Annotated in this window: 21 protein-coding genes; 15 read left to right on the top strand and 6 right to left on the bottom strand. The window is 33.6% G+C overall.

Annotation, left to right across the window (positions count from 1 at the left end; genetic code table 11):
• Positions 1-11: 11 nt before the first annotated feature.
• The 4 genes from MHH59_RS24220 to MHH59_RS24205 all read right to left on the bottom strand — a co-directional run bounded on the left by MHH59_RS24220 (position 12) and on the right by MHH59_RS24205 (position 5835).
• On the bottom strand, positions 12-1970 hold the full coding sequence (locus MHH59_RS24220; protein ID WP_098632316.1) for an FtsX-like permease family protein: 1959 nt from the start codon (positions 1968-1970) through the stop codon (positions 12-14).
• Positions 1971-2049: 79 nt separating this feature from the next.
• On the bottom strand, positions 2050-4020 hold the full coding sequence (locus MHH59_RS24215) for an FtsX-like permease family protein (RefSeq protein ID WP_078178321.1): 1971 nt from the start codon (positions 4018-4020) through the stop codon (positions 2050-2052).
• A gap of 94 nt (positions 4021-4114) precedes the next feature.
• Positions 4115-5137: a sensor histidine kinase gene (locus tag MHH59_RS24210; RefSeq protein ID WP_002167488.1), complete on the bottom strand. Its 1023-nt coding sequence runs from the start codon at positions 5135-5137 to the stop codon at positions 4115-4117.
• A 2-nt stretch (positions 5138-5139) separates the two neighbouring features.
• Positions 5140-5835: a response regulator transcription factor gene (locus tag MHH59_RS24205; RefSeq protein WP_000276730.1), complete on the bottom strand. Its 696-nt coding sequence runs from the start codon at positions 5833-5835 to the stop codon at positions 5140-5142.
• A gap of 414 nt (positions 5836-6249) precedes the next feature.
• Here MHH59_RS24205 and MHH59_RS24200 point away from each other — a divergent pair, with 414 nt between their 5' ends.
• From MHH59_RS24200 to MHH59_RS24180, 5 genes are all read left to right on the top strand, one after another.
• A complete protein-coding gene (locus MHH59_RS24200; RefSeq protein ID WP_001070538.1) occupies positions 6250-6522 on the top strand; it encodes an autorepressor SdpR family transcription factor in 273 nt (90 codons plus the stop codon).
• On the top strand, positions 6519-7154 hold the full coding sequence (locus MHH59_RS24195) for an SdpI family protein (RefSeq protein WP_002143549.1): 636 nt from the start codon (positions 6519-6521) through the stop codon (positions 7152-7154). The genes MHH59_RS24200 and MHH59_RS24195 overlap by 4 nt, the downstream gene beginning before the upstream one ends.
• 24 nt (positions 7155-7178) lie before the next feature.
• Entirely contained in the window at positions 7179-7817 is a 639-nt protein-coding gene (locus MHH59_RS24190; protein WP_340852554.1) for an SdpI family protein, read from the top strand.
• A gap of 160 nt (positions 7818-7977) precedes the next feature.
• Positions 7978-8694 carry an ABC transporter ATP-binding protein gene (locus tag MHH59_RS24185; RefSeq protein WP_002167491.1) on the top strand — a complete coding sequence of 239 codons (717 nt, stop codon included), beginning with the start codon at positions 7978-7980 and terminating at the stop codon, positions 8692-8694.
• Positions 8684-10258, top strand: a complete 1575-nt coding sequence (locus tag MHH59_RS24180; RefSeq protein ID WP_016127569.1) for a hypothetical protein — start codon at positions 8684-8686, stop codon at positions 10256-10258. Before MHH59_RS24185 ends, MHH59_RS24180 begins: the two co-directional genes overlap by 11 nt.
• Before the next feature lie 65 nt (positions 10259-10323).
• On the opposite strand, the gene MHH59_RS24175 is transcribed toward MHH59_RS24180, so the two are convergent.
• Entirely contained in the window at positions 10324-11196 is an 873-nt protein-coding gene (locus tag MHH59_RS24175) for an AraC family transcriptional regulator (RefSeq protein WP_002191023.1), read from the bottom strand.
• A 305-nt stretch (positions 11197-11501) separates the two neighbouring features.
• Here MHH59_RS24175 and MHH59_RS24170 point away from each other — a divergent pair, with 305 nt between their 5' ends.
• Both MHH59_RS24170 and MHH59_RS24165 read left to right on the top strand, forming a co-directional pair.
• On the top strand, positions 11502-12272 hold the full coding sequence (locus tag MHH59_RS24170; protein ID WP_000859658.1) for an ABC transporter ATP-binding protein: 771 nt from the start codon (positions 11502-11504) through the stop codon (positions 12270-12272).
• On the top strand, positions 12259-14208 hold the full coding sequence (locus MHH59_RS24165; protein WP_000176129.1) for an ABC transporter permease: 1950 nt from the start codon (positions 12259-12261) through the stop codon (positions 14206-14208). Before MHH59_RS24170 ends, MHH59_RS24165 begins: the two co-directional genes overlap by 14 nt.
• Before the next feature lie 65 nt (positions 14209-14273).
• Here MHH59_RS24165 and MHH59_RS24160 read toward each other — a convergent pair whose 3' ends face one another.
• Complete coding sequence (locus MHH59_RS24160) at positions 14274-14732, bottom strand: hypothetical protein (protein WP_001064712.1); 459 nt, start codon at positions 14730-14732, stop codon at positions 14274-14276.
• Positions 14733-15040: 308 nt separating this feature from the next.
• Here MHH59_RS24160 and MHH59_RS24155 point away from each other — a divergent pair, with 308 nt between their 5' ends.
• The 8 genes from MHH59_RS24155 to MHH59_RS24120 all read left to right on the top strand — a co-directional run bounded on the left by MHH59_RS24155 (position 15041) and on the right by MHH59_RS24120 (position 23331).
• Positions 15041-15619: a class I SAM-dependent methyltransferase gene (locus tag MHH59_RS24155; RefSeq protein WP_002129619.1), complete on the top strand. Its 579-nt coding sequence runs from the start codon at positions 15041-15043 to the stop codon at positions 15617-15619.
• Complete coding sequence (locus MHH59_RS24150; protein WP_000418950.1) at positions 15619-16233, top strand: DedA family protein; 615 nt, start codon at positions 15619-15621, stop codon at positions 16231-16233. The genes MHH59_RS24155 and MHH59_RS24150 overlap by 1 nt, the downstream gene beginning before the upstream one ends.
• Positions 16234-16261: 28 nt before the next feature.
• Entirely contained in the window at positions 16262-16963 is a 702-nt protein-coding gene (locus MHH59_RS24145; protein ID WP_000033680.1) for a response regulator transcription factor, read from the top strand.
• Entirely contained in the window at positions 16947-18455 is a 1509-nt protein-coding gene (locus MHH59_RS24140; RefSeq protein ID WP_016127568.1) for a sensor histidine kinase, read from the top strand. Before MHH59_RS24145 ends, MHH59_RS24140 begins: the two co-directional genes overlap by 17 nt.
• A gap of 112 nt (positions 18456-18567) precedes the next feature.
• Positions 18568-18933: a YxeA family protein gene (locus MHH59_RS24135; protein WP_003192005.1), complete on the top strand. Its 366-nt coding sequence runs from the start codon at positions 18568-18570 to the stop codon at positions 18931-18933.
• A 200-nt stretch (positions 18934-19133) separates the two neighbouring features.
• A complete protein-coding gene (mreC, locus tag MHH59_RS24130; protein ID WP_003192006.1) occupies positions 19134-19895 on the top strand; it encodes a rod shape-determining protein MreC in 762 nt (253 codons plus the stop codon).
• 674 nt (positions 19896-20569) lie between these two features.
• Entirely contained in the window at positions 20570-22432 is a 1863-nt protein-coding gene (locus tag MHH59_RS24125) for an ABC transporter permease (RefSeq protein WP_340852547.1), read from the top strand.
• 77 nt (positions 22433-22509) lie between these two features.
• Positions 22510-23331 carry a peptidoglycan-N-acetylglucosamine deacetylase gene (locus MHH59_RS24120; RefSeq protein ID WP_340852546.1) on the top strand — a complete coding sequence of 274 codons (822 nt, stop codon included), beginning with the start codon at positions 22510-22512 and terminating at the stop codon, positions 23329-23331.
• Positions 23332-23345 lie beyond the last annotated feature (14 nt).

Here is a 23345-nt window from a genome sequence, read left to right as displayed (position 1 = left end):
CCTTTCTATTTTTAAAACTTAATATGTTGTGATAACTTTTGCATATAAAAGGAACGAATTAAAAGGAAAAAGAGAATTTCAACCGTTCCAAAAATCATAAGCACGACTGTAATTTCAGCGAAGAACGAGAGATTTAATACATCTTGTAGCATCTTTGTCGCAAACATCGTATGGATGGATGCCATAATGTAAGGGACGAAGAATAAAATAGCAAGTTGGATTGTAGCAGATTGCTTCATCTCAGTTTCTGTTAAACCAATTTTTGTAATCGTTATATACTTTTCTTGCTCATTTGTTAAATCTGTATACATTCGGAAGTAAAGAACACTGCCAGCACCAATAAAGAAAATAACGCCAAGGAAAGTTCCGATTAAGAAAAAGGAAGCAACATTTAGTTTCTTGTTGTATAAAGAGTCACTTGCTTCACTTGCGTGGAACGGTGGATGTTCTGCTTGAATCGCCGCATTGTCGTTAGCGATTTTTGTTATAAATGCTGAACCAATATTATATGCTTTTTCCCAATCCATAACTTTGAAGCTATATACACTCATTTGTTTCGAAATAGATGATAATGCTTCTACATTTTCATCAGATAGTACGATTAATTGAGGTACTAAACCAATTGGGAACGGGCTATAACTTGTATAGTCTTTAACCTGCAATGGTAAAGAGTTTTGAGTAAGTGTAAGAGTGTTTTTCTTTTCCTTATTATGAAGCGTTCCAATGACTTGAGCATCTAAATCTTTAATTAATATATAAGACTCGTCTTTATTCACTGTGAGAGTTTCCCAATTTAACGCCTTAGCCAGTATATTATAGTCACTTTGTTTAATTGCATAATAGAGCTGCGGGCTTTCTTCCGCCGAAGATACTTCATATATATCCGTTTTAAATTTCTTATAAGTAAACTGCTCTTCGTTAAATTTTTGTTCTAACCAATTTAAATGTTCATCAGCTAACGTATTTTCAGTATGTGATAAATAAGTAAACGGGAAAGGGTTTTGCCTTATTTCATCAAACTTTGTGAATTTCCCAAACCCATATAAGAATGTAATCATTGTGAAAGCGAGTGTCGATAACATCGTCACAATAAAGAGCATGTTAATATTCGTCCGAATACGGGTTGCTAAATCAGAAATCCAAAGCATATTAATACGTTTCATATAAAATTTTCTTCTCGTCTTTAATATGCGAATGAGTAAGAAGCTAATTTGTGAGAAGAAAAAATATGTCCCAGCTGCAGCAAGTGATGGGATGACAAATATACAGGAGGCAGCGTACAAAAGCCCAGCGATATCTCCTAGTGAAATAAAATATAGCGGGTTTGCTGCTAAAACATATCCAGATATTAAACATATCGCACCAAATAGAGAGATGAGTACGGATGCTTTTCTTTCTTTTTGTTTTGTTCCTTCTTTTAAAAGACGTACAGCTTTTCTCGTACGGATTAGCATCGGTGTAAAAGATGATACGAGAATGAAGAGTCCAAGAAAGATAATTATAGTTAAAATGATAGCACCTGTAGGCCACCAATATAAATATAAACCAGGCACATGCGTAATTTTGGCGGTAACTAATAAAAAGAACTGTGAAAAGACAAGGCCAAATTGAATGCCGAAAAATATGGATAGGCCACCAATTAACATGTTTTCTAGAAATACAAGCCTCTTTAACTGCTTTGGAGATATGCCAAGTACTGTTAAAATCCCGAACTGTTTTTTTCGTACTTTTAAGAAAGTACCGATTGAATATAGTAAAAAGAAAAATGAAAAGAATACAATGACAACTTCTGAGATTGTCATTAATATGTTCAGAGCAGCATTCACGCCTGTCATATGCAATTTAGGATGAAATAAATAAACTGCAAACGAGAAGAAAATTGCAATGGAAAACGCACTGCTTACAAAATAGGCGAAATAAGCTCTGGCGTTCCTTGTTACGTTTTTAAAGGCAAACTGCCAAAATGTCATTCACCTAAACCTCCTAATAGAGTGAAGAAGAAAAGGATATAAGAGATACCCTTTTCCTGTACTAATATATTCATAAAACTTAACCATTCGTATACTCTGATAACTTTTGCATGTAAAAGGAACGAATGAATAAGAAAAAGACGATTTCAACTATGCCAAAAATAATAAGAACGGCTGAAATTTCTTTGAATAGTGATAAATCAATTACATCTTGAAGCATTTTTGTTGCGAACATTGTATGAATGGATGCCATAACATATGGAACGAAAAATAAAATGCTAAGTTGAATGGTTGCAGATCGTTTCATCTCTGCATTTGTTACACCAATTTTTGAAATTGCTACATATTTTTCTTGTTCGTTTGTTAAATCTGTATACATTCTGAAGTAAAGAACGCTACCTGCTCCAATAAAGAAAATGACACCTAAGAATGTCCCGATTAGGAAGTATGCAGCACTTCCTGATGTGATTCTATATAATGAGTCTGCTGATTCATAGGGGCGGATAAGGGGGCCTTCGTATTGGAATTCCTGTCGATCTTTTTGTATTTTTTTCATAAAATCATTAGCAATTTTATACGTCTTTTCCCAATTTTGTACGTTATAATTGTACGCTGATATATGCTTTGTTGTACTTGGTAAGTTGTTTACAACAACATCAGGTAAAATTAAAGTTTGATATGAAAAGTTAGATGGAATGGCCCCTACTTGTTCATAGCCCTTTACTTGTAATATCGTATTTGTGCTAGAAAGTGTAATGGATTTTCTATTGAAGCTTGGCTCAAATTGGCTAAATAAGGTGAAATAAGCGCTATCGCTTAAGACATATGCTTCGTTATCGCTCATGAATAGTTGTTTCATTCGTAGGGAAGCTGCAAGTTTATTATAGTCACTTTGTTTCATTGCATAGACGTCATTGTAAGCCGTTATACCTTCATCTTCTTTCAGTGGTGTTTCATATAAATCAGCTTCTATCTTTTTATAAGAGAAATTTTCTTTTTGTAACTGCTGTTCAAGCCAAGTTAAATGCTTGTTAGCAAAAGGATTTGCGTCATATGAAAAATAAGAAAATGGAAAAGGTGAACTTCTCGTAACATCTAGCTTTGTAAACTTTCCAAATCCATATAGAAATGTAATCATTGTAAAGGCTATTGTAGATAGCATCGCTACAATAAAAAGCATATTGATATTCGTGCGAATACGACTTGCTAAATCCGAAATCCAAAGCATATTAATACGTTTCATATAAAAATTTCTTCTTTTCTTTAAAATATAAATAAGTAAGAAACTAATTTGAGAAAAGAAAAAATATGTCCCAATTGTAACAAGTGCTGGAATCACAAAAATACTTGAAACCATATATATAACGCCTACTTGCGGGTTTATTGAGAAAAAATATTTAGGGTTTACAGCTAAAATATAACCACCTAATAAACAGATAGCACCAAATAGAGAAATGGATATGGATGGTTTTCTTTCTTTTTGTTTTACATTGTTTGTTTTTAAAAGGTGCACTGCTTTTTTTGTTCGAATAAGCATTGGTGTGAATGCAGATACAGCGATAAAGAGACCAAGAAACACAATCGTTGTTAAAATGAAAGCATTCGTAGGTATATATAAATATATCCCTGGTAGGTGTGTAATTTTCGCTGTCACTAATAAGAAAAATTGTGAAAATACAAATCCAAACTGCATACCGAAAAAGATAGATAAAATACCAATTAGCATATTTTCAGTGAAAACGAGTCGATGTAATTGCTTTTTTGATATACCTAAAACAGTTAAAATCCCAAATTGCTTTTTACGAACCTTTAAAAACGATCCGATTGAATAGAGTAAAAAAAAGAACGAGAACAAAACAATAACAACTTCTGAAAAAATCATTAATCCTGAAATTTCAGAGATCATAGTGGAATTTTGTAATTTTGGATGAAACAAATAAACAGCGAATGAAAAGAAAACAGCAATGGAAAAGGAACTGCTTATAAAGTAAGCAAAATAAGCTCTTGAGTTGCGCGTTACATTTTTGAATGCGAATTGCCAAAATGTCATAATAAGTACCTCCCGATAGAAGGCTGATATGTAGTTTTATTGCAAAAAATGTATGAGAGTAAATTCTCATACATTTTGCTAGCATATGTTATGGTCATGCTTCGGTCACCTTCTCCGTGTTTTCTGCTTGGTTATTGGCAGCGTTGTGGAAGATGATTTTAATCGTCGTTCCTTTACCAACTTCAGAGTCTAGTTTCACAGAGTGACCTAAATAATCACAAATTTTACTTACAATATAAAGCCCCATACCAGTAGATTCTCCAAATGCACGACCGTTTTTTCCAGTGTAAAAAGGTTCAAATACTCTTCGAATATCTTCTTGCGGAATACCAACGCCTTCGTCACGAACTTCCAAAATAATATCTTTACCATTGCGATAAGCTGATAAGAAAACTTTCTTTCCGCGCTCACCAGAGTAGCGAACTGCATTTGTCATTAACTGATAAATAATGAACTTTAGCCATTTCGCATCAGAAGCAACTTTTAAATCTGAATGAACTTCTAAAACGGGGAAGACTCCGTTTCGAATGAATAGTTCTTTTAATCCGTTAATATTTTTTGTTACAGCATCTTTTAATGAAATCGTCTCAACATGGAAGTCCTCATGGAAGTTATTTAATCTTGCCATGTATAAAGCCATATCGAGCCCTTGATTTAATCGCTCTAGCTCTTTTTTGAATTTAGGGATTAAATGCTCATCTTCCATTTCAAGCACCATAAGCTGCATAACAGAAACAGGCGTTTTCATTTGATGTACCCAATGGTTAATAAATAATTGGTGTTCTTGCTGTTTTACTTCGAATGTTTGTAGGTCTTTTTGGAATAGGCGATATTGCGTACGAACGAGCTCGTTTACACTGTGGGGCATAGGAGCAGTCGCTCTTTCAATAAACGCATCTTCCATTTTCTCTGGTGGTTCACTTAATCTGTGGTACATTCTACGGTTACGAACGTAACGATAAGCGAGGAAACAGATGAATAAGTATAAGCTTAAAACGATGAAGTAAAACTTATTATTTTGAAATCCGTCTACTGCATCATAAAGAACGAAAATGATTCCGAAGTTTAATACATATAGTAGGAAAAATGCAAAATGATCACGTAAAAATAGCTTCATGTTTATTCACTCCAAGTTGCGTTAAAACGATACCCAAGTCCACGTACTGTTTCAATAGCATTTTCAATACCAAGCTCATTGAACTTTTTACGAAGACGCGTGATGTTTACGTTTAATGTATTTTCCTCAACGAAGCTTTCGTCGTCCCAAAGAGCGGCTAGTAAATCTTCACGACTCGCTGTACGCGGGAATTTAGATAATAGCATTTCTGCTAAAATTGCTTCTTTCTTCGTTAAAAGAACTTGCTCAGCTCCAAAATGAATTTCTGGACGCTCAGGGAATAGTTTTAGTCCTTCAACCTCAACGATACGTTCAGAAATATTTGGTGCATAATCACCGTAAATACGGCGTAATTGACCTTTGATTTTCGCCATTACAACGTCGTAGTGGAACGGCTTCGTAATATAATCATCCGCACCGCTTTCAATCGCCATAATTTGTTCCATTTCACCAGCACGAGCTGAAATGAAAATAATTGGACAAGTAGATTCATGACGAATTTGACGGCACCAGTAGAAACCATCGAATTTCGGTAAGTTTACATCAAGTAAAACAAGATGTGGTTTCACGGCGTTAAACGATTCCATAATATCATCGAAGTTCTCCGCAACAACAGCATCATAGCCATATTTTTGAATGTGAGATTGTAATAATGATGAAATATTTGGATCGTCTTCAACGATTAAAATTTTATACATATGTATATTCCTCCTAAAAAAACAATTGTAGCTATAGTGTATCATGTGTTTCAAGTCTTTTCATTATGTTGAAATGAGAGCTATATAAATATAAAAGTTTAAAAGACGACATAGAACTTGTCTTTTTAGGGGAGAGAGAGGATCCAGCCATGCATAGAAGCGGTCAGAGCCTTTTTTGCCCCGTACGAAGTAAAAACAAAGAAATCAAATGAATAGGCTTTCCTTTTTTGTTATACATAGCATAGTTGTGGCGTATTTATATGATGAAAGATTAAACAGGATTTATATAGTAAACAGTATGGGTCAAAAGTGGAAAAAGTAAAAAGGGCCTTATATATAATTGACAATTGACTGAAATCATTTTAACATTTAGATAAATATCTAAACGTCTAATTAGTGAAAGGAAGAAAGACATTGAATCAAGCATTCAAAGCATTAGCAGACCCAACAAGGCGAAAAATTTTAGATTTATTAAAAGAAGGCGATTTAACTGCTGGGGAAATTGCTGAACAGTTCAACATGACAAAGCCAAGTATTTCACACCACTTAAATGCACTTAAAAATGCTGAACTTATTCAAGATGAAAAAAGAGGGCAATTCGTTGTGTACTCTTTGAACACAACTGTCTTTCAAGATTTATTGACTTGGGTGTTTACATTTACAAATAAGGGGGAAGAGGGGAAATGAAAAAGCATCTTTTTGCAATTATATTAATTCTTATAACTTGTATAGCTTGGGCGTTTGCTTGGCCACATTTGCCGGATACAATCGCGACACATTGGAGTGGTGGTAAGGTAGATGGTTATTCTTCTAAATTATATGGAATGATTTCTATGGTTGGAATTATGATTGCGTTATATGTATTTCTAAATGTGATACCAAAGATTGATCCAAGGAAAGCAAATTACGAGAAATTTTCTAAAGCTTTTATGATGATGAATAACGGGATACTATTGCTACTATTTGTAGGAAATATAGATATTATTACAAGTGGACTAGGATATAACTTATTCATTAATCGCATGCCTGAATTATTAGTTGGTATTCTATTCATAGTTATCGGAAACTATTTACCACAATGTAAACCAAATTACTTTGTAGGCATAAAAACACCGTGGACGTTAAGTAACGAAGAAGTATGGAGAAAAACACACCGTTTTAGTGGAAAGGTGTTTGTTGCATTAGGAATCATTATGATTTTAAGTGTTTTCGCGCCGGTAGCATGGAAATCTTTCGTAATGGCTGGAATTATTATTGGTGCAGTAGGACTAACGATGGGATATTCCTATGTTGCTTATAAGAAAGAGATAGGGGCTTAATATAAAATTTATGGGGGAGAGAGGATGAAAAGACACGTATTACCATGGAGTTTAATTATTGCAATTGCAATTGGCTGGTACATTGTATGGCCTTATTTACCGAAACAAATTCCACGTCATTATAATGCTGCAGGAATGGTAGATGGATATTTTTCTAAAGTAGAAGCGAGTTCAGTTTCAATAGGTAGTATGGTGTTGCTGTATTTGATATGGCTAGCTATGGGGTATATTGATGTAACGAAAGATAAGTATAAACAGCATGCTAAAGTCCTTTCTGCAATCCATTATGCAATTCTTTTGATAGGGTTCGGCTGTAATAGATTTGCGCTATTAGCAGTGTCTAATTATATTGCATCGGGCTCCATTGCATTTAATTTCGGACTTGGAACATTGTTTTTAGTACTCGGCAATTATATGCAACAAACGAAGCCAAATGGCTTAGTAGGAATCCGGGTGGACTGGACATTAGAAAATCCTGTAGTTTGGAGAAAAACACACAGATTTGCTTCGAAGGTATTTGTAATAGGTGCACTTTGTATATATGCTGGGGCGGTACTTCCAGATCCATTCAATATTTTTATGGGGATTGGAATAATATTAATATGCATCTTCATATCAACGATAAAGTCATATGCTATTTATAAAAAAGAAATGCAATTGTGAGCAATAAGGGATTGAACTGTACTAGTCAAATTTTATATTTATAGTTTCTATGTGTTAAGAAATTTTAATACTCAGTGGGGATAACGAAAAAGCTCGCTGAGTAAATTTTTTGCTTTTGGGTCTGAAAATTCAGTTAAAAAGATAGTTTGGGGGAAATCACATGTTAGAAATTATAAATTTTAGTAAGACATACAAAGGTGGCAAAAAAGCAGTAGATCAGTTAAATATTACTGTTCAAGCAGGAGATATCTTTGGATTTATTGGGCATAACGGTGCGGGGAAAAGTACAACAATTAAGTCGTTAGTTGGAGTTATAGATTTTGAAGAGGGTGAAATTTTTGTTGATGGATATTCAGTAAAAAAGGATCCGATTGCATGTAAGAGAGTAGTGGCGTATATTCCCGATAATCCAGATTTATATGAGCAATTAACAGGAATTCAATATTTAAACTTTGTTGCGGATGTGTTTAAAGTGTCTGCAAAAGATCGGGAAAAGGAGATACAAAAGTATGGAGATGCTTTTGAGATTACACCGTACCTAGGTGATTTAATATCTTCTTATTCACATGGTATGAAACAAAAAGTGGCGATTATATCAGCGGTTTTGCATAAACCGAAATTATTAGTTTTAGATGAACCCTTCGTCGGTCTTGATCCAAAGGCTGCTGTAGTATTGAAAGGTATTATGAAGGAGCTTTGTGAAAAGGGAAGTGCGATTTTCTTTTCTACGCATGTTTTAGATGTGGCGGAGAAGTTATGTAATAAAATAGCGATGATTAATAGAGGGAAATTAGCACTTTCAGGGGAAGTGAATTCTTTAATAAAGGAAGGATCATTGGAAGAGCTCTTTATGAAGGAGCTTGCTAATGAATATTAGTAGTCTAGGTCTTTTAAAAATCCGCTTGATAACGCAGCTTGGTTTAAATACTTTTAAATACGAAAAAGATAAAAAGAAGAAGCAGAATAAGATTTTACTGTCAGCATCTATTGCCTTAGTTGGTGTCATGTTAATGCTATATTGTGGGGCCTCGGCATATGGATTGGTGAGACTAGGAATAAGTGAAATTATCCCAGTTTATGCACTAGTTATTAGCAGTGTATTGACGTTGTTTTTCACTATATTTAAGGCAAATGGAGAGATTTTTGCTTTTAAGGATTACGATCTTTTAATGTCATTACCGATTCGTGTAAGTACGGTTATTACAAGTAGGTTTTTGTATTTATATTTGCTGAATACGATCTTTTCAATCATAATCATGCTACCAATGGGAGTTGTTTATGGCATACATGAGAGGCCATCAGTTTCTTTTTACTTTATGTGGTTCATCAGTATGTTTATAGCATCTTTAATTCCAACAACAATAGCAGCGATTTTTGGAGCTGCGATTACGGCAATCGCTTCTAAATTTAAAAATACGAATAAAATAACTACGACTTTAAGTTTTATAGTAATTATTACATTCGGTTTCTTTATGCTAAAAAGCGGAAATGCTCAATATAGTCTTAATGATATGAACGGAATAGGTGCAATTATTTCAGAGCAACTAACTAAAGTGTATCCATTAGCTAACATGTTTCAAAAAGCAATTGTTCATGCTGATATTGTAGCTTTCATCCTGTTTGTTGGGATATCGGTTATTTGGTATTATCTTTTTGTAAAAATCCTTTCGTTAAAATATAAGCAAATAAATACAGAGATTACCACTTATCATATGCTTTCAAATTATGAAATTCATAGCATGAGAAAAGAAAGTGTATTGGCCGCATTGTATAAAAAAGAACTGAAGCGTTTCTTTTCTTCTACAGTGTATGTGGTAAATAGCGGAATGGGAGTTGTGATGGCGCTAGCTTTCGCACTAGCTATAGTTGTAGTAGGGCCAAGTCAATTAATAGCGTATCCTGGAATTGAGGCCCTGTTGCAAAAGGTTGCGCCATTTGCTATTGCAGCAGCGATTTCGATGACGTGTACAACATGTGTATCATTGTCATTAGAAGGAAAAAATGTATGGATTATTAAGTCGTTGCCTATAGCGCCAAAGATGATTTATGACAGTAAAATTCTTATGAATCTTTCATTAAGTATACCTGCATCACTTATTAGTGCTGTATTACTGATAATAGGGTTAAAACTAGATGTTTGGAGTTCTCTTTTCATCGTAATAACACCGATAACATATTCATTCTTTTCGGCAGTATGGGGGATTTTTATTAATAATCGATTTGGTTATTATGATTGGGTATCAGAAACTCAAATAGTAAAACAAAGTGTAGGATCGTTTGTCGGTATGTTTGGTGGCTTAATTACAGCTGTTATACCTGCCTTGTTAATCGGTACTGCTACGATCTCGAACTATAGAGTATTTACTTTGGTAGTTATTATAGTGCTTGCGATTATTACTATTTTCTTGTATAAGAACGAGTCGAGAAGAAGTATAAAATAAAAAGCTGCTTTTCCTTTAAAGAGGAAGAGCAGCTTCTTTATTTTGAAAAATTTTAGACCTTTATATTACTTTTTTAAAACAGGTACCCATATCTCGCTTCTGAAATTCGGCGATGATACGTCTTTACTTTCATTCCACAATATTTCCGGTCCTTCCGCTAGTTCATAGTTCGAAGAAGGGAACCATTCGGAATAAATACGTCCCCACACATTTTGTAATGCATCAGGAAATGGACCGACAGCTTCAAATATAGCCCATGTTGAAGCTGCGACTTCAAGTTGTTTGAATTGCTTTGGACAATCTTTCGTTGTGGCTACTCCAATATAGTGATCGAGTTCGCCTTTTTCCTCCATTCTTCCTTCAGAAAAATTCGTAGAAGCACTAATAATTCCGGTAGGTTCAATATTTGAAAGGGACTTTAATGTTTCGATTGATTGGCTGTCTAAACTTTTCCACATAGAAGCAATTTCTTCGTTTACACCGTTAAAAACAATCGGTACTCGTTTTTGTATACCAATGATTTGAAATGGCCCTTTTTCTTCAATTCGATAGTTCATTTCATTTCCTCCTTGAATGGATAGTTGGAAGGTCATTGGTGAATAAGCTTTCAAAGAACGACTAGTACTTCGAGCTTCTGAAGGCGTTATTCCGTGCAAATTTTGAAATGCACGTGTAAATGAATCTGGTGAGTTGTAGCCATATTTTATAGCGACATCAATGACTTTTGCATTGCTATCTGTTAGTTCAAAGGCAGCAAGGGTAAGACGTCTACAGCGAATATATTCTGATAGTGATATGCCAGCTAGAAAAGAAAACATTCTTTTGAAATGATATTCGGAGCAGAAAGCTATTTTTGCGACTTCTTTAAAATCAATTTCGTGTGTAAGGTTGTCTTCAATATACTGCATTGCCGCATTCATATTTTTAAGTGAATCCATTATATGACCTCCTTTGTATATAGAATATCAGGAACGAAATAGCTCCATCCGACATTTCATGCACAACTTTGTGGGGGCATTTTTAACCTTACAAAATTGTAATGTTCCTGTAAGGAGAATGAATGGATGGCATGATATCCCAATGTTATAGTAACAAAGTACTTTAGTACATTAGGTTAAATTCTGATGTCTTTACTTATGTGCCTTACATAACTGTCATGTTTGTGTAAGAAACATCGATAGTGGCAAGAGTAGAGAGTGTATATAGTTGAAAATAGAGAATAGAAGAAATGAGGGATGTCGAGATGAAAACAGTGTTAGAAGCAAAAAATATTGAAAAAGTATATGACACAGGTGGGAATAAATTTGCAGCTTTAAAAGGTATTAACTTACAAGTAAAAGAAGGTGAGTTCGTTGGAATTATGGGACCTTCTGGTTCGGGTAAGACGACTCTTTTAAATGTTCTTTCTACAATTGATAATGCGACGAACGGTGAGATTTTAATTGATGGAAAAGACATCGTGAAGATGAACGATGATAAGCTAGCGTTATTCCGCCGTGATCATTTAGGGTTCATTTTCCAAGATTATAACTTATTAGATACGTTAACGGTGAAAGAGAATATTGCGTTACCTCTTGCGTTATCAAAGGTGAAAGCGAGTGAGATTGATCGCCGCGTTCTTGAAATCTCAAAGAAATTCGGTATTGATCATATTTTAAGTCAGTTCCCATATCAAGTATCCGGTGGACAGAAGCAGCGCTGCGCAGCATCGCGTGCGATCGTTACAAGTCCTAGTATGATATTTGGGGACGAGCCGACTGGAGCACTTGATTCTAAATCAGCGACAGATTTATTAGAAAGTATGAAGTCGTTAAATGAATATGATAATTCTACAATTTTAATGGTAACGCATGATGCGTTTGCGGCTAGTTATTGTAAACGAGTTATTTTCATTAAAGATGGTGAGTTATATAAAGAATTACACCGTGGTGAATTAACACGTAAACAGTTCTTCCAAAAAGTCGTTGACGTAATGTCTTCCATTTCTGGAGGTATGGCTGATGACCTTATCTAGCATTGCCCTCCGCAACATACAGCGGAACTTTAAAGACTACTTTGTATATTTTGCATCTATGATATTTAGTATCGTAATTTACTTTACATTTAAAGCACTGCAATATAATTCACAAATGGAAAAAGCAGCGGAAGCATCAAAAAAGATTAGCGGTGCATTCCAAGTTTCCAGTGTAATGCTAATCATTTTCGTAGCAGTGTTTATTATATATTCGAACGGTTTCTTTACAAGAAAACGTAAAAAAGAAGTTGGGCTATATTCGTTACTTGGTATCCGAAAAAGACAGATCGGTAAAATGCTCTTTTATGAAAATATGTTAATGGGATTAATGTCTTTAATTATCGGGATTGCGATCGGTAGCGTCCTTTCGAAACTATTCCTTGAACTACTAGTAAGTATGATGGGATTAAACTTAAATGTTCATTTTGAAGTACCGATGGCTGCGATTATTGATACAGCAATTATTTTCTTTGTGATTATTTTATATACATCACTTCAAGGGTATCGTTTAATTTATCGCTTTAAGTTAATTGAACTTTTCCGCGCAGAGCGTGAAGGAGAAGCAATGCCAAAAGGATCCGTAATTATGGCGTTAATTTCAGTTTTCTTAATCGGCTCAGGTTATTTCTTAGCGTTAATGTTTATGAAGGCAGTTATGTATGCAAACTTTATGGCAGTCGCACTTTATATATTACTTGCGACAGTATTAGGTACGTATTTACTATTTATGTTCTTTACAGTATTCGTATTGAAACGTGCAAGAAATAATAAATCATCGTTTTATAACGGTATGAATATGATAACGACGTCACAGTTACTATATCGTATTAAAGGAAATGCAAAGTCACTTGCGACAATTTCTATTTTAAGTGCAGTAACATTAACGGCGGTTGGTACGTCAGTTACGATGTATTACAACACATTTACACAATCAAAAGCAGTTGCACCATACAGCTACTCTTATGAGAAGAAAGATGCAGAACTAGATAAGAAAGTAAATGCGATTTTTGCTGAAGAGAAAGAGAATCACCCTGTAAAAGATCAATTTGAAGTTGAGATGGTTCCTGTAAAAGGAAAGTTTGAAGGAGCTAAAGTCGATTTCATCTTTAATATGAACTACAGTATCTCAGAGAAATATCAATTTATATCTCAATCTGAATTCAACAAACTTGCGAAAAAAATCGATGCGGAAACAGTGAATATAGCTACTGGCGAAGCATTTATATATGATAGTTCTTATATTGAAGGGTATGAGTTTAGCCCTGAATATAAAGGAAATAAAGCGGTATTCCAAATTGGAAATGAAACGAAGACATTGACGATCCAAGGTGCAAATAATAATGCAATTACGAACTTAGGTGAATTAGTTGTTGTCGTTTCAGATGAAATGTATGAACAGGCGAAGCAAGCATTTGGAACACGTGTTGTAAAAAATATTGATGTAAAAGATGAAAGAAACAGTAAAGTATTAACAGAAAAATTAACAAAAGTGATGCCAGCTAGTGAATCAGAAATGGCACCACCATTTAGAGACTTCTATACTGGTTTCCATATGGGACTTGAAGCAACTGGACTAATGATGTTCATCGGAATGTTCTTAGGACTTGTATTCTTACTAGCAACAGGTTCTATTATTTACTTCAAACAGCTAACAGAAGCAAGTGCAGATCGTGAGCGTTACGTTGTCCTTCATAAAGTCGGTGTAACGAAACAAGAAATGAAAAAAGCTATTGCAAAACAAGTGAGCTTTATCTTTGCAATTCCACTAGTAATCGGAATTCTACACAGTTTGTTTGCATTAAAAGGTTTAGGGAACATACTACCATTTGAAATTATGATTCCGCTTCTAATTAGTATCGGAGTATACAGCGTTATTTATATCGGATATTACTTCTTAACAGTTCGCTCTTATTATAAGATTGTGAGCGCGAAGTAATGAAAGAGTTGTTTTATCTTAGTAAAAAAGCATCCGACTAACATGTTAGTCGAATGCTTTTTTGTCTATACGTGAGCTTTATTTTCGTCCGAACTATCAAACATGTCCATTACTTTAAAAATACCTTCCAATAGCAAGGTACATAGAATAGCGAAAATTAATACGGCATGAGGTGATAATTCAACTGATGTGAAGTTAAGGTCTGCCAACCAAAAGTAACCTACATAAAAACTTAGAAATGTGCTAACAGCCGAAAGTGTAAATCCTAAAAATCCTAATTCCTTTAATTTTTCCTCAGATAATTTACATAAACGTAAAACAATAGAGAAGAGAATTCCTACTATGAAAAATCCCATACATAATGCGAACAATGATATTATGCTTGGATACTTAACTTCATCGGGCATCCACTTTTTCATTCCCACTATTAAAAATGTAGGGACAAGAATAGGTAATAAAAGTGGTAGCACTATTTGTATAGCTGCAAATAATGCATTTGATTTATTATCGTTTTGATTATTCATAAAGCCTCCAAAAATGATTTCTATACTAATTTCAAATATCTTAGAGGATTCTAACATAAAAATAGTAACTTCGCTATACAAAATCGGAGTAGGAACATGATCATTCATGGTAAATAAACAAGCTGACTTATTTGTATATGTTTGATTCGCTTATCTTTGGAATTCAATTTTTTATGTTTGTTTATAGTAAAGATGAAGATTTCCTTCATCTTCATAAAATCTTAAGAAATCTCCTCAATATTTGTTAAGAAACGATAGTTATACTTAAACACAAGTTAAAAACTATTGAACGAATGGAGAGAGAGTATATGCAGCTCATAACATTCTTAAATGAATTTATTAAACATCCGAAACATACTGGTGCGATTGCGCCAAGTTCAAAGATATTAGCAAAGAAAATGGTAGATGTAATTGATTTTAATAGAGCGAAATGCATTGTAGAGCTAGGGCCTGGTACAGGAGCCTTTACGAAAGAAATTATAAAGAGAAAGAAGAAGGAGACAATATTTCTTCTTATTGAAATTAATGAAGTATTTTTCAAAGAGTTAAAGAGAAAATTTAAAGATGAGCAGAACGTGATTGTTATACACGGATCAGCGGAAAATATAAAGAAGTATATGGAACAATTGAATATAGAATGTATTGATTACGTCTTATCGGGATTGCCTTTCACTTCTTTACCAGAAGAGGTTTCAAAGCGCATTTTAAACAGTGTAATGGAAACGATACATGAGAATGGAGAATTTATTACATTCCAATATTCACTTGTGAAAAAAGGATTTATACAGCATTTCTTCCCTGAAATTACACTAGAAAAAGTGTGGTTCAATTTCCCACCAGCTTACGTCTTTAGCTGTAAAAAAGAGCTAAGGGGAGCATATGCATAATGGAGCTACATGAATTAATGTCATACATTGAGCAGTATGGTTATTGGGCACTATTTTTTTGTTTATGGCTTGGTATTATCGGTATGCCGATTCCAGATGAAATGATTGTAATGAGTGGTGGATTTGTATCATCGATGGGTATATTGAATTTGATTCCCGCCTTTTTATTAACGTATTTAGGCGTTGTATCCGGCCTTTCTTTAGGGTATATACTCGGGAAAATCTTTGGCATAAAAGTGCTTAATAAATTGATGAAAAAGAAAAAGATGAAGTATCTTCTAAAATCGCAAGAGATGATAGGGAAATATGGTCATTATGCATTAGTTATAAGTTATTTTATACCTGTTGTGAGGCATATCGTACCGTATTTAGTAGGAATGAATAACATGTCTTTTAAGACATATGCGATTTATTCATATGTAACAGGATTTGTCTGGACGTTAGTTTATTTTGTACTAGGTTCTATATTTGGAAAGCATATAGAAGTGATAGTAACCCTTGCGACCGAGTACGGTATATATTTTGGTGGCATCGTTATTGTAGTTTGTAGTATTTCTTATGTGTATATGCATAAGAAGAATGCAGTAGTGAGTGAAATAAAGCAACATTCTTAGTTTGGTAAATGATGCTGGAGGAGATTTTGTGAGTAAAGGAACGATACTAATCGTGGACGATGAGAAGGAAATTAGAAAACTTATCGCTATCTATTTAAAGAATGAAGGATACGAAGTATTACAAGCTGTAGATGGTGAAGAGGGGTTAGAAATAGTAAAGAAAAGAGACGTGCATCTAATTGTACTTGATATTATGATGCCGAAAATAGATGGCATTCATATGTGTATGAAAGTGAGAGAAATAGCGGAAATGCCTATTATTATGCTGTCGGCAAAAACGCAAGATATGGACAAGATTTTAGGGTTAACAACTGGGGCAGATGATTACGTAGCAAAACCATTTAATCCGCTGGAACTCATTGCTCGGATTAAATCACAACTTCGGAGATATATGAAAATGAGCGGGACAAGCGTAAAAGATGAAAGTGTATTTGAAGTTGGAGATATAAAGATAAATATAGTAACGCGTCAGGTCATTATTGCAAATGAAGAAGTGAAATTGACACCGAGAGAGTTTGAGGTATTAGAATTGCTCGCACGAAATCAAGGAATGGTATTAAATGCAGCGCAGATTTATGAAAGAGTATGGAAAGAACAAGCTTTCCAATCCGATAATACCGTGATGGTACATATTCGGAAAATACGCGAAAAGATAGAGGCGATTCCAAGAAAGCCTCGTTATATTAAAACAGTATGGGGAGTTGGCTACAAGATTGAGAAAGATATTTGAACCGATAATATGGATGAATCAAATTTTTAAAAAAATGATAGGTAAAACAGTGAGTTATTTGGAAAAAAGTATACGGATACAGCTAATTGCTACATTTACTTTCTGTACGTTACTCGGTGTATTAGTAGGATGGTCTTCATCTTCCTTTTTCGAGGATGCGAATAAAATTTCTATCATTGATTATGCATCAGGTATGGAAGCCATTGATGGACAGACACAATGGCTTGTTGGAAGTATAACAGAGGAAGGTAAGGAAATTAATATACAAGAACTGCTTGATCAATCGAATCATCAAAATCAACTGAAAATTTTAATAATAGATGAGAATGGGAAAGTCGTTTATAAAACAAAGGGAGCGCCGGAAGAACAAATCAATCTTCATGAGACGATGCGTAATGTGATGGATTTTAAAATGGATCAAGTACGATATGTAGAGGCGCAAAATTTAATTCAAGATGGAACTGAACAAAAGCGTAAGGAGTTTACAACCTTTTATCCGGTTACTGTTAATACGAAAAATATGTATATCATTGCAAGTGGTATACCACAAGGAAATGTGAAGTATATAGTGAATGAGAGTAGCCCATTTCCATCTTTACTAGGTTTTATCACTTTTATACTGTCTTTCTTTTATATAACGAAAAGGAAGATGAATCAGATTGAAGCGATGGCAGAAGGAGTAAGGGAATTTTCGAAAGGTAATTTACAATATAAAATCAAGCAGGCAGGTCAAGATGAAATAGGTTTATTAACTTCTAATATTAATCAAATGGCAGAAAAGCTTTTGGCTAATATAGAAAAGGAAAAACAAATAGAGAAGCAAAAAAGTGAATTGATTACAAATGTATCACATGATTTAAGAACACCACTTACTTCTATTATGGGGTATTTACGTTTACTAGGTGATGCGAAATATGAAAATAAAGAACAGCATGATGAGTATATAAAAATTGCTTTCTCAAAATCAGAGCAGTTGAAGATGTTAATAGAGGATTTGTTTGAGTATACAAAACTAACAGATGAAAATATGGCGTTAGATTCGCAAGAAGTGTGTATGAATGAACTACTTGATCAGTTAATAGAAGAGCTAGTACCACAAGCGGAGGAGCATAATCTTTCTTTTGTGAAAGAATTTCAGGAAGATCGTATATATGCTGTTGTGGACTCAGAAAAAATGGTACGTGTGTTTGAAAATCTTTTAATAAATGCAATTAAATACAGTATAGATAAAGCAGAAATTCGAGTTTTACTTCAAAGAGAAGAACAGCATATCAAAATTTCTATAGCGAATCATAGTGAAGAATTTACAAAAAAAGAATTAGAGAATTTGTTTGAGCGTTTTTATAAAAAAGATCAATCAAGAAGTAGAGCTGTAGAAGGTTCAGGTTTGGGGCTTGCAATTGCAAAAAGCATTGTTGAATTGCACAAAGGAGAAATTCGAGCAGAATATGAAAATGGGGTTATTCAATTTATTATCTTATTGCCAATTTAATTAGAAGAGCATTAGGAAATTTGGTTACATTTTAATAAGTAATAGCGCTGCGATTGATTTAGAGGAAGTCCTTTAAGGGGAAGTATCTGAGAAGAGGAGAATAGAAAGTTTCATGAAAAAAATAAGTGTGTTTATCGTATTGATTATAGTTGGAGTTACATTACTTATCGGGAAAGGTGGACCGATTGTAGATCAACTCAATCCATTTATTAAAGAAGATGTTTATTATGCTGTTGTAGACAATGATGGTAAATTTGAGGCTAAGAAAGATGGTTTTGGTAGATGGCAATATAAATTCAAAGGATATAATGAATCCGGTCAAGAGCAAAAGATCGCGATGACTGCTTCAAAACATTTAAGAATAGGGTCATATTTAAAGATTAGATCTAAAGGAAGTTATGGTATGAAATGGGAGGAAGTACAAGTAGATGAAATACCTAATAAAGTAAAAGAGAAAGTACAAATAAAACATAATTAGTTATAGAAATTATAAGTTGCATTCCATGGATAAAGTAACGATCAAGCTTCGAATATAGTGGCAGTATATGATAATTTCTAAATTTTTTATAAAGAAGATAAAGTTTATCTGAACTTTATCCAAACTGCATTTCTTCTGTGTACAATGACTAGTATTCTATAGTATGTAGATAAAAAATAGTAAGGAGTAGCAGGATAATTATGCAGGTTTCTAAGAAGAAAATATTATTATTTCTTTCAATTATTCTTTTGGCTTTATTGATGGTGTATGTATGTACAAATAATAAGCATGTCCAAAATATTGTTCATAATATAGAAGACATCTATAAAGTATATAAAGAGAATCAGGTATTGAAAGGGAAAATTGAACATCAAGAATCGTTAAAGAGTAAAGTGCAAATGTTAAGTGAGGAGAAAGAAAGCCTTACTAAAATTATCAACAAAACGAAAGAATTAAAGGAACAGGGAAAATATAATTTCATTCAAGCTACAGTAGTAACCCGTGTAGCAGAAGAGTGGTATAGAGAAATTACTCTCGATAGAGGTTCACAACATGGTGTAAAGGCTGATATGGCTGTTATTACAGTGAACGGTTTTATCGGAAAGGTAGAGAGTGTAGATCAATATACATCTGTTGTGAAATTAATTACGAAAGATGAACGAACAAATCGTTTAGCAATCACCTTCCAAAATGATTCATCTATTTTAGGATTTGTTACAGGGTACGATAAGAAAAAACAAGCCCTTCGAATTGATAATATTCCATCAGATAAAGCGAAAGAAATAAAAATAGGTGATAGCGTTATTACCTCTGAATTAAGTCAGAAAATACCACCCGGTCTTGAAGTAGCAGAGGTGATAGAGCAAGAACCAGATCAATATGGTCTTGCTTATATTATTTATGCAAAACCAAAGGCAAATCTATATGATTTAGAAGATGTAATTTTAATAGAACCTAAATAATAGTTTTATATAGTGTCTATGAGAGGTGAATTAGAAACGAAGAGAATTAATGTAAAGTAAAGAGTAAGAGGGATAAGGGAAAATAAAATGGTACTAAATTTAATAATATGTAGTTATATCTTTATATCGTTTTTATTTTATCTTTATCTTATCTTTATCTCGGACAATTATAATGAAGAGGTAAACTGATGATAAGTGCAAAGTTATTAAGTATTACAGTGGGTCTTTTTTTGTCCATTTTTAATATTAATTATTTATATAACCTCTCCAGTAGGCTAGAAAACCTATACAATATCCTTCGAATTTATATTTGTAAATGCATTATTTGAGCGCGAGAATAATGGCTCTTCGAAAACGTTATTGACGCCATCTTCGTGAGAACAAAGTAATGGTATATGAATTGGGTTATAAAACATTTAATTCGTATATTATAATTTCATTAGAAATATACATTACAAAAATGTAAGGATAATGTAAGGGGAATCAATATTGCTGTTTGTAAAGAAAAGATAAAATGATAGTTAGTGTCTATAAAAATAGCATAATCGCAACACTGGCCATATGACAGGAGGCAATATGAAAAATTTAATATTTGATGAGAACGTTGTGCAAAAAGTGCATAGTAAAAAGGTGAATGTAGTACACCATACTGTAGAGAAGCGTGGGCATAGAGTATGTTATTAAAACTTTCTATTTCCAGTATGAAAAAAATGATAAAGGATTACATCGTTTTACTAATAGGTCTTGTAATCTCAATTTCTATATTTTATATGTTTCAAACGCTTGCGTTAAATAAAGAATTTACAATGAATAACAGCATTATTGGTTCAATTGTATTTGTATTTCAAATAGGATCTATTTTGGTGGCGTTTATTACCTTCTTTTATATTTTTTATGCAAACTCATTTCTCCTCTCACTCCGGCGGAAAGAACTTGGCATGTATCTTGTATTAGGAGCAAAAAAGAGTAAAATCAGCCAACTCTTATTTTTTGAGACGTTAGCCATGGGAATGATTTCACTAGTATTAGGTAGTGTATTCGGAGCTATTCTTTCTAATTTCATAAGTGGGTTTTTAACAAAACAATTGGAAATATCAGCTGAAGGTTATCAAGCTTTTTATGGTCCTGCATTCAAAATAACATTTATATTCTTCAGTGCATTGTTTCTGCTTACATCTGTTGTGAATGCAATTCGAATAACACTTAAAACAGAGTTAGATTTAATTCGTACAGAGCAAAAGGCGGAGCAGATACGAAAAAAGGGTCCTGTCACAATGGCGTTAACTTTATTTAGTTTATTAGGACTAAGTGTAGGATATTATTTCGTAATCTTTGTAGGAATAAAAGGTGCTGGTGCCATTTTACTCCCATTATTCACAATTACATTGGGAACATATCTTATATTTATTTCTCTTTTACCCACGTTTGTTAATAGATTAAAAAAAACGCGCTATTTAAACGAAAAGAAATTAAGTGCATTTACATTTGCACAATTGCAGTTCCGTGTAAGTAGTTTGGCGAAAATATTAGGAACGGTAACGATGCTAATTGGACTAGGCGTGGGGGCAATGGCCGGTGGCATGTCTTTACAGAAAAATGTAATCCTTACAGCAGATAAAATGCCAGGGTATGATATTACAATTCATGATCCAGAAGCAACGGATTATAAAGCTATGGAAAAAATGAAAATTATAGATAAAAAACAGTATAAATATAAAGTTGATAATGAGGCTGTTTACTATTTAAAAGAGGAATTATTAGAGAATCCTCCACTTCTATTCAGAAAGAAAGAGACAACACATATTTCTGAACAACTTCCATCTTCGAGCTATAGGATGTTTAAGGGAGAGGAAGTTGATCCATCTAGTTCTACGTTACCGATGAACTGGGACAAGATTGTGGATAGTGATTTTAGGTCGAATATTACTGTATATGATCGTAAGCCTGTCTATATTGTCGATAAAAACCGTTATGAAACAATTCAAGGGAATGAGCATACGTTTTTTATTGCTAAAGTAGATAATATTTTACAGTATAAAACAGAGTTAAAAGAGATGGATAATCGTCAAATTGAAAAAATAGCTGCTGCCACTAATAGGCCTAAAGCAGATGTATATTTACCAACGAACTATGGTGATTATGAATCTATGCTCGCCTTTTCAAAAGGAACTTCCTTTATGGGATTCTTTTTAGGTCTTGCTTTTTTAGCTATGATGGCAAGTTGTTTAATGTTTAAAATCCTTTCTGGGGCTACGAAAGATATAGGGCGGTATGAGATGCTTCGAAAAATTGGGGTGCGTAAAGAATTACTTATAAAATCTATGTATAAAGAATTAGGTATCGTATTTCTATTTCCAGCAATATTGGGTCTCATTCATGTTTTGGTAGGAATGAACATATTTACATTTGTTAAATTTTTTGTGAATCCATATGTGAACATATGGATGCCGATTTGTATATTCCTAGGAATTTATATAGTCTACTATTTAATCACTGTACAATTATATAAGAGGATTGTTCTTCCGAAGGAAAGATAAATATATAACGAGGAAGACTTGAAAAGCTAGATTAATATTTCATTAATAAGTAAGGGATGTAGAAAGGAATTAATAGAATGGGGAAATTGTTAAAGATAAAAAACATAGTTGTAATGACAGTAGCTACAGTTGTAGTGGGAGGAGCTTTTTTCGTATTTCAATCGATAACCTCACCTGCAAAAGCGATAGCAAATCAAGAAAATTCAGTTCAGTATGCAAATGAACAAATAAAAGTGGAAATGAATAAGGTAGCACCAACGCAATTTAATGGTCAAACTAGGAAAATTGCCTATCTTACTTTTGATGATGGTCCAGGAAAGTATACGGCACAGTTACTAGATATATTAAAGGAAAATAATGCGAAAGCAACATTTTTTCTAATCGGTCAAAATGTAAAATCATATCCTGATTTAGTAAAACGAGAAGAAGTAGAAGGACACTATGTGGGAATGCATAGTATGACGCATAATAACAAGAAATTATATGCCCAGGGTGGCTATGTTGATGAAATGAAAGAGGATCAAAGTTTAATTGCTAGTATTCTTGGACATGCACCAAAACTCACACGTCCGCCATATGGTTCGAAGCCTGGGTTACACGAAGAGCTTCGTAATAAAGTTGTAGAAAATGGTCTTAAAGTATGGGATTGGACAATTGATTCATTAGATTGGGAATACAGTGGGATGCCGATAAATACGGCAACAGTAAAAATTGTTCAAAATGTACTGGCTGGTGCGACAGATCAAAAAGAAGTGATTTTGATGCATGACATTCATCCGCAGTCCGTTGCAGCAGTACCTGCTATTATTAAAGGTTTAAAAGAAAAAGGGTATGAATTTGAAGCATATCATGAAGATGATCATTTCCCATTGAACTTTATGCATGATAAACGTATGTAACATAGGGGGAATTG

The organism is Bacillus sp. FSL E2-0195, assembly GCF_038003645.1.
In the GTDB taxonomy this organism is placed as follows: Bacteria; Bacillota; Bacilli; order Bacillales; family Bacillaceae_G; genus Bacillus_A; species Bacillus_A mycoides.
This window is presented reverse-complemented; position numbering and strand designations above follow the sequence as displayed.